This is a genomic window from Citrobacter sp. BIDMC107 (assembly GCF_001037575.1).
In the GTDB taxonomy this organism is placed as follows: domain Bacteria; phylum Pseudomonadota; class Gammaproteobacteria; order Enterobacterales; family Enterobacteriaceae; genus Citrobacter; species Citrobacter freundii.
Map to the genome: position 1 here is coordinate 4,055,044 of NZ_KQ089848.1, position 13,303 is coordinate 4,068,346.

Annotated in this window: 12 protein-coding genes and 1 pseudogene; 11 read left to right on the forward strand and 2 right to left on the reverse strand. The window is 54.8% G+C overall.

Annotation, left to right across the window (positions count from 1 at the left end; translation table 11 throughout):
- Positions 1-13: 13 nt before the first annotated feature.
- From nuoI to nuoN, 6 genes are all read left to right on the forward strand, one after another.
- A complete protein-coding gene (gene nuoI, locus SK39_RS18815) occupies positions 14-556 on the forward strand; it encodes an NADH-quinone oxidoreductase subunit NuoI (RefSeq protein WP_003028062.1) in 543 nt (180 codons plus the stop codon).
- An 11-nt stretch (positions 557-567) separates the two neighbouring features.
- Positions 568-1,122 (forward strand): NADH-quinone oxidoreductase subunit J, encoded by a 555-nt coding sequence (gene nuoJ / locus SK39_RS18820; RefSeq protein ID WP_003028059.1) that lies wholly within the window; start codon positions 568-570, stop codon positions 1,120-1,122.
- Positions 1,119-1,421, forward strand: coding sequence for an NADH-quinone oxidoreductase subunit NuoK (nuoK, locus tag SK39_RS18825; protein ID WP_000612644.1), 303 nt, complete (start codon positions 1,119-1,121; stop codon positions 1,419-1,421). The genes nuoJ and nuoK overlap by 4 nt, the downstream gene beginning before the upstream one ends.
- Entirely contained in the window at positions 1,418-3,259 is a 1,842-nt protein-coding gene (nuoL, locus tag SK39_RS18830; RefSeq protein WP_003027695.1) for an NADH-quinone oxidoreductase subunit L, read from the forward strand. The genes nuoK and nuoL overlap by 4 nt, the downstream gene beginning before the upstream one ends.
- 183 nt (positions 3,260-3,442) lie before the next feature.
- Positions 3,443-4,972, forward strand: coding sequence for an NADH-quinone oxidoreductase subunit M (gene nuoM, locus SK39_RS18835; RefSeq protein ID WP_003027692.1), 1,530 nt, complete (start codon positions 3,443-3,445; stop codon positions 4,970-4,972).
- Between the two features lie 6 nt (positions 4,973-4,978).
- Positions 4,979-6,436 carry an NADH-quinone oxidoreductase subunit NuoN gene (gene nuoN, locus SK39_RS18840; protein WP_003027689.1) on the forward strand — a complete coding sequence of 486 codons (1,458 nt, stop codon included), beginning with the start codon at positions 4,979-4,981 and terminating at the stop codon, positions 6,434-6,436.
- A 42-nt stretch (positions 6,437-6,478) separates the two neighbouring features.
- On the opposite strand, the gene SK39_RS18845 is transcribed toward nuoN, so the two are convergent.
- The gene (locus SK39_RS18845; RefSeq protein ID WP_048217427.1) at positions 6,479-7,501 is read right to left on the reverse strand and encodes a chemotaxis protein; all 1,023 of its coding nucleotides are present in this window, start codon (positions 7,499-7,501) and stop codon (positions 6,479-6,481) included.
- Between the two features lie 64 nt (positions 7,502-7,565).
- Positions 7,566-8,482, reverse strand: a pseudogene (rbn, locus tag SK39_RS26215) (ribonuclease BN).
- A 67-nt stretch (positions 8,483-8,549) separates the two neighbouring features.
- Between rbn and SK39_RS18850 the strand changes: the two are divergent.
- The 5 genes from SK39_RS18850 (at position 8,550) to menH (ending at position 13,293) form a co-directional block, all read left to right on the forward strand.
- On the forward strand, positions 8,550-9,011 hold the full coding sequence (locus SK39_RS18850) for a GNAT family N-acetyltransferase (protein WP_003027684.1): 462 nt from the start codon (positions 8,550-8,552) through the stop codon (positions 9,009-9,011).
- A gap of 63 nt (positions 9,012-9,074) precedes the next feature.
- A complete protein-coding gene (gene elaB / locus SK39_RS18855; RefSeq protein WP_032936574.1) occupies positions 9,075-9,380 on the forward strand; it encodes a stress response protein ElaB in 306 nt (101 codons plus the stop codon).
- A 104-nt stretch (positions 9,381-9,484) separates the two neighbouring features.
- Positions 9,485-10,783 (forward strand): isochorismate synthase MenF, encoded by a 1,299-nt coding sequence (menF, locus tag SK39_RS18860; protein ID WP_048217307.1) that lies wholly within the window; start codon positions 9,485-9,487, stop codon positions 10,781-10,783.
- An 84-nt stretch (positions 10,784-10,867) separates the two neighbouring features.
- The gene (gene menD / locus SK39_RS18865; RefSeq protein ID WP_032936577.1) at positions 10,868-12,538 is read left to right on the forward strand and encodes a 2-succinyl-5-enolpyruvyl-6-hydroxy-3-cyclohexene-1-carboxylic-acid synthase; all 1,671 of its coding nucleotides are present in this window, start codon (positions 10,868-10,870) and stop codon (positions 12,536-12,538) included.
- On the forward strand, positions 12,535-13,293 hold the full coding sequence (gene menH, locus SK39_RS18870) for a 2-succinyl-6-hydroxy-2,4-cyclohexadiene-1-carboxylate synthase (protein ID WP_048217308.1): 759 nt from the start codon (positions 12,535-12,537) through the stop codon (positions 13,291-13,293). Before menD ends, menH begins: the two co-directional genes overlap by 4 nt.
- Positions 13,294-13,303 lie beyond the last annotated feature (10 nt).

Genomic DNA, 13,303 nt, shown 5'->3' on the forward strand with positions numbered 1-13,303 from the left:
GGACACAAAGACCATGACCTTAAAAGAATTGTTCGTAGGTTTCGGCACCCAGGTACGCAGTATCTGGATGATCGGCCTGCATGCGTTCGCGAAACGCGAAACGCAGATGTACCCGGAAGAGCCGGTCTATCTACCGCCCCGTTTTCGTGGTCGTATCGTTCTGACTCGTGATCCAGACGGTGAAGAGCGTTGCGTTGCCTGTAACCTGTGTGCGGTAGCGTGTCCGGTAGGCTGTATCTCTTTGCAAAAAGCAGAGACCAAAGATGGCCGCTGGTATCCGGAGTTTTTCCGCATTAACTTCTCACGCTGCATTTTCTGCGGCCTGTGCGAAGAAGCCTGTCCGACAACGGCTATTCAGCTGACTCCAGATTTCGAGCTGGGTGAGTACAAGCGCCAGGACCTGGTTTACGAGAAAGAGGATCTGCTGATCTCCGGTCCGGGCAAATACCCGGAATATAACTTCTACCGGATGGCAGGTATGGCAATCGACGGCAAAGATAAGGGCGAAGCAGAGAACGAAGCCAAGCCTATCGACGTCAAGAGCCTGTTACCGTAAGGAGAGGGGCAATGGAGTTCGCTTTTTATATCTGTGGCCTGATAGCCATTCTCGCAACCTTGCGGGTGATCACCCACACCAATCCGGTACACGCACTGCTGTATCTGATTATTTCGCTGCTGGCGATTTCCGGGGTGTTCTTCTCGTTAGGCGCTTACTTCGCCGGTGCGCTGGAAATTATCGTCTACGCGGGCGCTATCATGGTGCTGTTCGTATTCGTGGTAATGATGCTCAACCTCGGTGGTTCTGAAATTGAACAGGAACGCCAGTGGCTGAAACCTCAGGTGTGGATTGGTCCGGCGATTCTGTCGGCCATCATGCTGGTGGTCATTGTTTACGCCATTCTGGGCGTAAACGATCAGGGCATCGACGGGACGCCAATTAGCGCGAAAGCAGTCGGTATTTCCCTGTTCGGACCGTATGTACTGGCGGTCGAACTGGCTTCGATGCTGCTGCTGGCGGGCCTGGTTGTGGCCTTCCACGTGGGGCGCGAAGAGCGTTCAGGTGAAGTGCTGAGCAATCGCACTGATGACCGCGCGAAAAGAAAAACGGAGGAGCACGCATGATCCCCTTACAACATGGACTGATCCTCGCTGCGATTTTATTCGTCCTGGGTTTGACCGGTCTGGTTATCCGCCGCAATCTGCTGTTTATGCTGATCGGGCTGGAAATCATGATTAACGCCTCCGCGCTGGCCTTTGTGGTCGCCGGAAGCTACTGGGGCCAGACCGATGGTCAGGTGATGTACATTCTCGCCATCAGCCTTGCGGCTGCGGAAGCGAGCATTGGACTTGCGCTGTTGCTGCAACTTCATCGCCGTCGCCAGAACCTGAACATCGATTCAGTAAGTGAGATGCGTGGATGAACATGCTTGCCTTAACCATTATTCTGCCATTTATTGGCTTTGTATTACTGGCGTTTTCCCGTGGTCGTTGGTCAGAAAATCTGTCCGCTACCGTGGGTGTCGGGTCGATTGGTCTGGCCGCGCTGGTGACTGCGTTTGTTGGCGTTGATTTCTTTGCCAATGGCCAGCAGGCTTACAGCCAGCCGCTGTGGACCTGGATGTCAGTCGGCGACTTCAACATCGGTTTTAACCTGGTGCTGGATGGCCTGTCGCTGACCATGCTCTCCGTGGTGACCGGCGTTGGTTTCCTGATCCACATGTTCGCCTCCTGGTATATGCGCGGAGAAGAGGGCTATTCTCGTTTCTTCGCCTACACCAACCTGTTTATCGCCAGCATGGTGGTTCTGGTGCTGGCGGATAACCTGCTGCTGATGTACCTCGGCTGGGAAGGCGTGGGCCTGTGCTCCTATCTGCTGATTGGTTTCTACTATACCGATCCGAAGAATGGCGCTGCGGCAATGAAAGCCTTCGTGGTAACCCGTGTTGGTGACGTATTCCTGGCGTTCGCGCTGTTCATCCTCTACAACGAGCTGGGCACGCTGAACTTCCGCGAAATGGTGGAACTGGCGCCTGCGCACTTTGCAGATGGTAACAACATGCTGATGTGGGCAACCCTGATGCTGCTGGGCGGTGCGGTCGGTAAATCTGCGCAGTTGCCGTTGCAAACATGGCTTGCTGATGCGATGGCCGGCCCGACGCCTGTCTCTGCGCTTATCCACGCTGCGACGATGGTTACCGCCGGTGTCTACCTGATTGCACGTACGCACGGCCTGTTCCTGATGACCCCAGAAATCCTGCACCTGGTGGGGATTATCGGTGCCATCACTCTGGTGCTGGCGGGTTTTGCTGCGCTGGTACAGACCGACATCAAACGCGTTCTTGCGTACTCCACCATGAGCCAGATTGGTTATATGTTCCTGGCTCTCGGTGTACAGGCGTGGGATGCGGCGATTTTCCACCTGATGACGCACGCCTTCTTTAAAGCGCTGCTGTTCCTGGCATCCGGCTCGGTTATCCTGGCTTGCCACCACGAACAGAACATCTTCAAGATGGGCGGACTGCGTAAGTCAATTCCGCTGGTGTATCTCTGCTTCCTGATCGGTGGCGCGGCGCTGTCGGCTCTGCCGCTGATTACCGCTGGCTTCTTCAGTAAGGATGAGATTCTGGCCGGTGCAATGGCGAATGGTCATATTAATCTGATGGTTGCAGGTCTGGTCGGTGCGTTCATGACCTCTCTGTACACCTTCCGTATGATTTTCATCGTGTTCCACGGTAAAGAACAAATTCACGCTCATGCAGGGAAGGGGATTACCCATCATCTGCCGCTGATTGTGCTGATGATCCTGTCCACCTTCGTTGGCGCGCTGATTGTGCCGCCGCTGCAGGGTGTACTGCCTGCGACGACCGAGCTTGAGCATGGTCGCGTCATGACGCTGGAAATTACCTCCGGTATCGTAGCGATTGCGGGCATCCTGATCGCAGCATGGCTGTGGCTGGGTAAACGCCAGCTTGTGACATCGATTGCCAACAGTGCGCCGGGCCGCCTGCTGGGTACCTGGTGGTATAACGCCTGGGGCTTCGACTGGCTGTACGACAAAGTGTTCGTCAAGCCGTTCCTGGGTGTTGCCTGGTTGCTGAAACGCGATCCGCTCAACTCAATGATGAACATTCCGGCGATCCTTTCCCGCTTTGCAGGTAAAGGCCTGCTGTTGAGCGAGAACGGTTATCTGCGCTGGTATGTGGCATCAATGAGCATCGGCGCCGTCGTTGTGCTGGCACTGTTGATGGTACTGCGTTGAGTTTGAGGATTGTGGCGTTGATGTCGGATGGCGCTGGTGCTTATCCGACCTACGGGAATCTGTAGGCCCGGTAAGCGTTCGCGCCGCCGGGCAAAAAAAGCCGCAATCCGAAGTGAATTTTCTGTTTGAGAATTCGTTGAAAATCAGGTCCTGATGGGACTTTAACAAGGAATAAAGATCGCCATGTTACTACCCTGGCTAATATTAATTCCCTTTATTGGTGGCTTCCTGTGCTGGCAGACCGAACGCTTTGGCGTGAAGGTGCCGCGCTGGATCGCGCTGATTACCATGGGATTGACGCTGGCGCTTGGCCTGCAACTGTGGTTGCAGGGCGGCTATTCACTGACGCAATCCGCTGGCATTCCGCAGTGGCAGTCTGAGTTTGTCCTGCCGTGGATCCCACGTTTTGGCATCTCTATTCATCTGGCTATCGACGGTCTGTCGCTGCTGATGGTAGTGCTGACCGGTCTGCTCGGTGTTCTGGCGGTACTTTGCTCCTGGAATGAAATCGAAAAATACCAGGGCTTCTTCCATCTGAACCTGATGTGGATCTTAGGCGGCGTGATCGGCGTGTTCCTTGCCATCGACATGTTCCTGTTCTTCTTCTTCTGGGAAATGATGCTGGTGCCGATGTACTTCCTGATCGCGTTGTGGGGGCATAAAGCCTCTGACGGTAAAACGCGTATCACGGCGGCGACCAAGTTCTTCATTTATACCCAGGCGAGTGGTCTGGTGATGTTGATTGCCATCCTGGCGCTGGTGTTTGTGCACTATAAAGCGACCGGTGTGTGGACCTTCAACTATGAAGAGTTGCTGAATACCCCGATGTCCCACGGTGTGGAATATCTGCTGATGCTGGGCTTCTTCATCGCCTTCGCGGTGAAAATGCCGGTGGTTCCGCTGCACGGCTGGTTGCCGGATGCACACTCTCAGGCGCCGACGGCAGGTTCCGTTGACCTGGCAGGGATCTTGCTGAAAACCGCGGCTTACGGTCTGCTGCGCTTCTCCCTGCCGCTGTTCCCGAACGCGTCGGCGGAGTTTGCACCTATCGCAATGTGGCTGGGTGTTATCGGTATCTTCTACGGCGCGTGGATGGCCTTTAATCAGTACGATATCAAACGCCTGATTGCTTACACCTCCGTATCGCACATGGGCTTCGTACTGATTGCTATCTACACCGGCAGCCAGTTGGCTTACCAGGGTGCGGTTATTCAGATGATCGCGCACGGTCTGTCCGCAGCCGGTCTGTTCATTCTGTGTGGTCAGCTGTACGAACGTCTGCACACGCGTGATATGCGTATGATGGGCGGCCTGTGGGGCAAAATGAAATGGTTGCCTGCGCTGTCAATGTTCTTCGCCGTGTGTACGCTGGGTATGCCGGGTACAGGTAACTTCGTTGGCGAATTTATGATTCTGTTCGGCAGCTACCAGGTGGTTCCGGTCATTACCGTGATCTCGACCTTTGGTCTGGTGTTTGCCTCTGTTTACTCGCTGGCGATGTTGCATCGCGCTTACTTCGGTAAAGCGAAGAGCCAGATTGCCAGTGTTGAACTGCCAGGGATGTCGCTGCGTGAGCTGTTTATCATCCTGTTGCTGGTCGTGCTTCTGGTACTGCTTGGCTTCTATCCGCAGCCGATTCTGGATACCTCGCATTCTGCGATGAGCAACATCCAGCAGTGGTTTGTTAATTCCGTTACTACTACAAGGCCGTAAATCGCCATGACAATAACTCCACAACACCTGATTGCGCTGCTACCGCTGCTGATCGTCGGCTTGACGGTGGTGGTTGTGATGCTCTCCATTGCGTGGCGACGCAATCACTTCCTCAATGCCACGTTATCGGTCATTGGGCTTAACGCCGCGCTGGTTTCGCTCTGGTTTGTTGGCCAGGCGGGCGCCATGGACGTTACCCCGCTGATGCGGGTTGACGGTTTCGCCATGCTCTACACCGGACTGGTGCTGCTGGCCAGTCTTGCCACCTGTACCTTTGCTTACCCGTGGCTGGAAGGCTACGACGACAACCGGGAAGAGTTCTACCTTTTGGTGCTGATTGCCGCACTCGGCGGTATTCTGCTGGCTAACGCTAACCATCTGGCGGCGCTGTTCCTTGGTATTGAGCTGATCTCTCTGCCGCTGTTTGGTCTGGTTGGCTATGCGTTCCGTCAGAAACGTTCGCTGGAAGCCAGTATCAAATACACCATTCTGTCTGCCGCAGCGTCTTCCTTCCTGCTGTTCGGTATGGCGCTGGTGTACGCGCAGTCTGGCAATCTGTCGTTTGTTGCGCTCGGTAAGAGCCTCGGCGACGGCATGCTGCACGAACCGCTGCTGCTGGCGGGCTTCGGTCTGATGATTGTTGGCCTCGGCTTTAAACTTTCGCTGGTTCCGTTCCACCTGTGGACGCCAGACGTTTACCAGGGCGCTCCGGCTCCGGTTTCCACCTTCCTGGCGACGGCGAGCAAAATCGCTATCTTCGGCGTGGTGATGCGTCTGTTCCTGTACGCACCGGTAGGGGATAGCGAAGCGGTACGTATCGTACTGGGCGTGATTGCCTTTGCTTCCATCATCTTCGGTAACCTGATGGCGCTGAGCCAGACCAATATTAAACGTCTGCTCGGTTACTCTTCTATCTCTCATCTCGGCTACCTGCTGGTGGCGCTGATTGCTCTGCAGAGCGGTGAGATGTCGATGGAAGCGGTTGGCGTTTACCTGGCCGGTTACCTGTTCAGCAGCCTCGGCGCGTTCGGTGTGGTCAGCCTGATGTCCAGCCCGTACCGTGGCCCGGATGCGGACTCCCTGTTCTCCTACCGTGGTCTGTTCTGGCATCGTCCGATCCTCGCGGCAGTGATGACGGTAATGATGCTGTCTCTGGCCGGTATCCCGATGACGCTGGGCTTTATCGGTAAGTTCTACGTACTGGCAGTCGGTGTGCAGGCTAACCTGTGGTGGCTGGTTGCCGCTGTGGTGGTCGGTTCGGCGATTGGTTTGTACTACTACCTGCGTGTTGCCGTGAGCCTGTACCTGAGCGCACCGCAACAGCTGAACCGCGATGCGCCGTCTAACTGGCAGTACAGCGCGGGCGGTATCGTAGTGCTGATTTCTGCACTGCTGGTACTGGTGCTGGGTATTTACCCGCAACCGCTGATCAGCATTGTGCAGTTAGCGACTCCGCTGATGTAAGGCTACATGCAGTAACGAAAAAACCCGCCTCGGCGGGTTTTTTTATGCGTGAAATACGGGCCAGTTTAATAGCTGACGGCTTACCAGCGGACCGCTGATGCCTTTTGCTGTGCGATCCATCACTTCCTGGATCACTGAAGAAAGCTCATTGACTTCGAATTTGGCCACGTAGCCATCCGCTTTTACTCGGCGAACGTGATCTTCGTTCGCGCTACCGGAAAGCGAAGAGTGGATAACGACCGGGATCTTCTTCAGGCGTTCGTCGGTTTTTATTTTGCGGGTAAGCGTAAAACCGTCCATCTCCGGCATTTCGAGATCGGTGAGTACCAGGGCGATCTTCTCGCTAATAGGCTTGCCCTCCGCCAGCGCTTCTGCGGAAAGCTGCTGTATTTTTTCCCACGCATCCTGGCCCGTTACATGCATCAGATGCGGGATTTCCATGGCGTTAAGCCCTTTTTCCAGCATTGCGCGGGCCACTTTTGAATCATCTGCCACAATCGCCACCGCACCTGGCGTGATGTTGAATTTATTGGTTTTCAGATCGGTTGCACGCAGGTCGTGGTTCGCCGGTACTATGTCGTACAAGATCTGCTCAACGTCGAGCACCAGCGCCAGGTTGTTGGTCTCTTTGTTGTCGTCCAGGCAAGCGATACTGGTGATATAGCGACCATTGACGGCTTTCTCGGCGGTATGCACCTGTTGCCAGTCCAGGCGCATAATGTTTTCCACTGACTCCACCGCAAATGCCTGGACGCTGCGGGCATATTCTGTGATTAACAGGATGTTGAGTCCGGTCTCTGGTTTACAGCCCGCGACGGCGGGCAGGTCAATCACCGGGATCACCTGATCGCGAATATTAACCATACCCAGCAGCGGGGCCTTCATACCAGCCGGACGCGTAAAGGTCGGCATCGGCACGATTTCACGCAGCTTGAATACGTTGATGCCAAATAGCTCTGATTTCTGCTCCTCAACAGATTTGCCGAGGCGAAATAGCAGCAGTTCAAAACGGTTAGACAGGGTTAGGTTTGTCCTGTCATCAATATCTTTCTGGAAATTGTTCATCCTGTCCTCAGTGTGAAAGCCAGCCTTTCCACTGTTATCGGCACTGAGGCGGAAAAATAAAGCGTTAAACGCTGAAAATGGCGAAATCGTGTGCCAGTTCCGTGTCTGGAAAAATCGCTTTGCACTCTTCAAGCAAACGCTGACAGCCTTTTCATCATAGCGTGAGCTAACGTGGGTCATGATCAGGCGTCCCACTCCGGCATCCAGCGCCAGCTGTGCTGCTTGTCGGGTTGAGCTGTGCCCGCGACTGTTCGCTTTCTCCTCCATTGAGGCATCCAGCGTGGTTTCGTGTACCATGACATCTACACCTCGAGCCAGTTCAATGGCGGACGCGCAGGGTCCTGTGTCACCGAAAATAGCGACTGATTTTCCCCTGGTGGCCGGGGCGAGGAAGTCGGCGCCGTGGATCCTACGTCCATCCTCCAGCACGATAGTTTTCCCGGCTTTCAAATCCTGAAACCACGGGCCCGCTTTAACACCTGCCGCCTTCAGGGCGTTAGCGTCAAGCGCACCGGGTTTGTCATGCTCTTGAATGCGAAAACCGTAGCACTCCAGCGGATGCGCCAGCGGGTACGCCGTGACTTTACGCAGGCCGTCATCGACAATCTCACCTGCGGTGATTTCCACAATTTCCATCGGATAATCGGTCCAGGAGCCGCTCAGACGTAATGCGGTTTCGGTAAACTCTCGCAACCCTTTTGGCCCGTAAAGCGTCAGAGGCTGGACATTGCCGGCCATTGAGCGACTGCACAGTAGTCCCGGTAAACCAAACAGGTGATCGCCGTGCAGATGGCTGATAAAAATACGATCGAGTTTTCCTGGATTGAAAGGGGTGGTCAGCATCTGATGCTGTGTCCCTTCACCGCAATCAAAAAGCCACAGCCCCGCCTGAGTCGGGTGTTGCAGATTCAGTAAAATTGCCGTTACATTGCGTGAGCGAGTGGGGACTCCCGCTGACGTGCCTAAAAATAGTAATTCCATCTTCGCGTTACACTTTTCGCCATCAATAAGGCAGGGTGTTCAGGTTATCACAACATAGGGGCAGACAATGATTCACTGGCAAGATCTCCACCATGCAAAGCTGAGTACCCAACAACTGTACGCACTACTTCAGTTGCGATGCGCGGTGTTTGTAGTTGAGCAACAGTGTCCGTACCAGGATGTGGATGGCGATGACCTGGTTGGAGAGAATCGCCATATTCTGGGCTGGCATAACGATGAGCTGGTGGCGTATGCGAGGATTCTGAAAAGCGATGACGAGCTGGAGCCGGTGGTGATTGGTCGGGTGATTGTAAGCGAAGCGCTGCGCGGTGAAAAACTGGGGCAACAGCTGATGGCCCAGACGCTGGCATCCTGCGCGCAACACTGGCCACACAAGGCGTTATATCTGGGCGCGCAGGCGCATCTGCAATCGTTCTATGCGCGCTTTGGTTTTGTTCCGGTAACGGATATCTATGACGAAGACGGTATTCCACACGTCGGAATGGCGCGGGAAGCACATCAGGCGTAAACAGGCGCAAACAGTCCAGGTTGTCTATAGTTAGCGGGTACGTCAATAGAAAGGGAGAATATAATGTCTTTTCATTCTTATGAATCACGTGTCGATGATGATCTGGAATTATTAAGTGAAACGCTGGAAGAGGTGCTGCGTTCTTCTGGCGACCCAGCAGATCAAAAATACCTTGAGTTAAAAGCGCGGGCAGAACGGGCGTTAGAAGAGGTGAGAAATCGCGTCAGCCATGCTTCTGACAGCTACTATTACCGTGCGAAAAAAGCTGTTTGTCGGGCGGATGATTATGTGCACGAAAAACCCTGGCGCGGGATCGGCGTTGGCGCCACAGTCGGTTTAGTGATGGGATTATTGTTAGCACGGCGATAAATTCCGTTCTGTCATCGCATTTGTACGTACTCCCTAACTGGGGGTACTGCTTTTTCTGCTCAGTACCCCGTATAATGTGAGGTTTTTAACAGGGAGAGGTCCGCGTGCATTCAATCACTACTGCGCTGGAAAGTCTGATGCGTCATTTATCGCAAGAGATGCCAGCAGCACCTGGAATTCGTATTTACGATATACCTTTCCCACTGAATGATGCGTTTGACGCTTTAGGATGGCTGGCCAGTCAACCCGTCTGGCCCCAGTTTTACTGGCAGCAGCGTAACGGCGACGAAGAGGCCGCCGTATTAGGGGCCGTCGCCGCATTTTCCTCGCTGGAATCGGCCCAGCAATTTTTACACCAGCATGATAGTCATCCCGACCTGCGCATCTGGGGCCTGAATGCCTTTGAGCCACAGCGTGGCAATTTGCTGCTGCCGCGGCTGGAGTGGCGACGTTGCGCCGGAGTGGCGAGCTTACGCTTACATCTCTATAGCGACGTGTCGCTACGTGAAGACGCTGCACATGCGATTGCCTTTATCTCATCGCTTGCTCCTGTAAAACCGCTTCCTGCATTGCGCTTGAATTTGACGGGAGAACAGAACTGGCCGGATAAAGCTGGCTGGACAAATCTGATAAAACTCGCCACGCAAACAATCGCAGGAGAAGACCTCGATAAGGTTGTGCTGGCACGGGCGACCGACTTACAGTTTTCTCAGTCGGTTAATGCCGCGGCCGTGATGGCTTCCAGCCGTCGCTTAAACCTGAACTGCTACCATTTCTTTATGGCATTCTCTGCCGACTCCGCTTTCCTTGGCTCTTCCCCTGAGCGTCTGTATCGGCGGCGAGACACGGCGCTGCGCACCGAGGCGCTGGCCGGAACCGTGGCCAATCATCCAGAGGATCATCGGGCCTGGCAGTTGGGTGAATGGCTAATGAAAGATGATAAAAACCAGCGTGAGAATATGCTGGTGGTTGAAGATATTTGCCAGCGCCTGCAAGGCTGTACGCAAACTCTCGACGTGCTGCCGCCACAGGTGCTCAGGCTGCGTAAAGTGCAGCACCTGCGCCGTTGCATCTGGACGGAACTGAATCAGGCCGACGATACGCTTTGCCTGATGCAACTCCAGCCCACGGCGGCTGTCGCCGGTATTCCGCGAGAGCTGGCGCGTGAATTCATCCAACAAAATGAACCCTTTGAACGTGAGTGGTATGCCGGTTCTGCGGGTTATCTTTCACGGCACCAAAGTGAGTTTTGCGTGTCACTACGTTCGGCGAAAATTAGCGCAAACGTGGTGCGCCTTTATGCCGGGGCAGGGATCGTACGTGGTTCAGATCCTGAGCAGGAATGGCAAGAAATAGACAACAAAGCGGCGGGTTTACGTACTTTATTACAGATGGAAGCCTAATGAGTCACACATTACCGACTCATATCAAAAATCCATTTATTCGATTCTTTATACTGTGTCGCAATATTGATACCGGACAATCTCATGTCAGTAAGCGCATTTAACCGACGCTGGGCGGCGGTCATTCTGGAAGCACTCACTCGCCACGGCGTCAGGCATGTCTGCATTGCCCCTGGCTCTCGTTCTACACCGTTGACGCTGGCGGCAGCGGAAAACCCCGCATTCATCCACCACACCCATTTTGACGAGCGTGGTCTTGGTCATCTGGCCTTAGGTCTGGCAAAAGTTAGCCGTCAGCCTGTCGCCGTGATTGTGACGTCCGGTACCGCGGTGGCGAATTTATATCCCGCGTTGATTGAAGCGGGCCTGACCGGTGAAAAACTAATTTTACTTACGGCAGACCGACCGCCAGAGCTTATCGACTGTGGCGCGAACCAGGCGATTCGTCAGGCCGGAATGTTTGCCTCGCATCCATCGCAAACGCTCTCTTTACCGCGTCCGACTCAGGACATTCCGGCAAGCTGGCTGGTGTCCACTATTGATAATGCGTTAGCAACCCTGCATAGCGGGGCGGTTCATATCAATTGCCCGTTTGCGGAACCGCTGTATGGCGATATGGACGAAACGGGGATTGCCTGGCAACAGCGCCTCGGCGACTGGTGGCAGGACGATAAACCCTGGCTGCGAGAAGCGCGTCGGCTGGAAAGCGACAAACAGCGCGACTGGTTTTTCTGGCGACAAAAACGAGGCGTAGTCATTGCGGGCCGCATGAGCGCTGAAGAAGGTAAGAAGGTTGCGCAGTGGGCGCAGACGTTAGGCTGGCCGCTGATTGGTGATGTTCTGTCGCAAACCGGACAACCGCTGCCGTGCGCCGACCTGTGGCTGGGAAATGCGAAAGCGGTAGCTGAGTTACAGCAGGCGCAGATTGTGGTGCAGCTTGGTAGCAGCCTGACCGGAAAACGACTCCTGCAATGGCAGGCTAACTGCGATCCGCAGGAATACTGGATTGTCGATAATATCGAAGGCCGCCTCGATCCGGCTCACCATTGTGGCCGCAGGCTGGTGGCGAAAGTTGGCGACTGGCTGGAGCTGCATCCGGCGGAGAAACGTCAGCCCTGGTACGTGGAAATCCCTCGCCTGGCACAACTGGCCTGGCAGGCGGTAGAAGCCCGTCGTGAGGCGTTTGGTGAAGCGCAATTAGCCCACCGTATTCGCGAATACTTGCCGGAGCAGGGGCAGCTGTTCGTGGGTAACAGTCTGGTGGTACGCCTGATTGATGCGCTGTCGCAGCTTCCGGCTGGTTACCCGGTCTATAGCAACCGTGGCGCGAGCGGTATTGACGGCCTGCTGTCAACGGCAGCAGGTGTACAGCGTGCCAGCGCGAAATCGACGCTGGCGATTGTTGGCGATTTATCTGCATTGTATGACCTGAATGCGCTGGCGTTATTGCGCCAGGTTTCTGCACCGTTTGTCCTGATAGTGGTCAACAATAACGGCGGACAGATTTTTTCTCTGCTGCCGACGCCAGCGAGCGAACGCGAACGGTTCTATCTGATGCCGCAGAACGTACATTTCGAGCATGCTGCCGCCATGTTTAACCTTAAATACCAGCGCCCGGAAAACTGGGAGCAACTGGAGAGCGCGTTGACTAACGCCTGGCGTACTCCTGCGGCCACGGTGATTGAGCTGGTGGTGAATGAAACTGACGGGGCGCAAACCTTGCAGCAACTGCTGGCGCAGGTAAGTCATCTATGATCCTGCATGCGCAGGCGAAAGAGGGCCAGACGGGATTTCCCTGGCTGGTTTTCCTGCACGGTTTCTCTGGCGATTGTCGGGAATGGCAGATGGTCGGCGAAGCGTTTCAGGATTATTCGCGGCTATACATCGATCTGCCGGGACACGGTGGCTCCGCTGACATCAGCGTGAGCGGATTCGATGACGTAAACGTTTTGCTGCGTAACACTCTATTTAATTACAACATACTCAACTACTGGCTGGTGGGATACTCTCTTGGTGGCAGAGTCGCGATGATGGCGGCCTGTCAGGAGATGCCAGGGCTTTGTGGTCTGGTGGTTGAAGGTGGACATCCAGGCTTGCAAGGCGAAGAGGCGCGCGTTCAGCGTCGTCTCTCGGATGGCCGCTGGGCTGCGCGTTTTCGCGCAGAGCCGCTACGTGAGGTGTTTAATGACTGGTATCAACAGCCCGTTTTTTCCTCGCTGAACACGGCACAAAGAGAGGCGCTGGTCGCTCTGCGTAGCCAGAATAATGGGCAAACGCTGGCGGCAATGCTGGAGGCCACCTCGCTTGCCGTACAACCTGATTTACGTGCGCAACTCACGACGCGCACATTTCCGTTTTATTATTTATGTGGTGAACGTGACGATAAATTCCGCGCTCTGGCGGCGGAAATATCAGTACCAAACCATGTGATTCGTAATGCCGGACACAACGCGCATCGGGACAACCCCGCGGGTGTAGTGGACTGTCTGGCTCAGATTCTGCGTCGCTGACTATAGGACA

Coding starts and splice junctions, on each gene's coding strand:
- nuoI (WP_003028062.1), top strand. CDS start 14: ATGACCTTAAAAGAATTGTTCGTAGGTTTCGGCACCCAGGTACGCAGT.
- nuoJ (WP_003028059.1), top strand. CDS start 568: ATGGAGTTCGCTTTTTATATCTGTGGCCTGATAGCCATTCTCGCAACC.
- nuoK (WP_000612644.1), top strand. CDS start 1,119: ATGATCCCCTTACAACATGGACTGATCCTCGCTGCGATTTTATTCGTC.
- nuoL (WP_003027695.1), top strand. CDS start 1,418: ATGAACATGCTTGCCTTAACCATTATTCTGCCATTTATTGGCTTTGTA.
- nuoM (WP_003027692.1), top strand. CDS start 3,443: ATGTTACTACCCTGGCTAATATTAATTCCCTTTATTGGTGGCTTCCTG.
- nuoN (WP_003027689.1), top strand. CDS start 4,979: ATGACAATAACTCCACAACACCTGATTGCGCTGCTACCGCTGCTGATC.
- SK39_RS18845 (WP_048217427.1), bottom strand. CDS start 7,501: ATGAACAATTTCCAGAAAGATATTGATGACAGGACAAACCTAACCCTG.
- SK39_RS18850 (WP_003027684.1), top strand. CDS start 8,550: ATGATTCACTGGCAAGATCTCCACCATGCAAAGCTGAGTACCCAACAA.
- elaB (WP_032936574.1), top strand. CDS start 9,075: ATGTCTTTTCATTCTTATGAATCACGTGTCGATGATGATCTGGAATTA.
- menD (WP_032936577.1), top strand. CDS start 10,868: ATGTCAGTAAGCGCATTTAACCGACGCTGGGCGGCGGTCATTCTGGAA.
- menH (WP_048217308.1), top strand. CDS start 12,535: ATGATCCTGCATGCGCAGGCGAAAGAGGGCCAGACGGGATTTCCCTGG.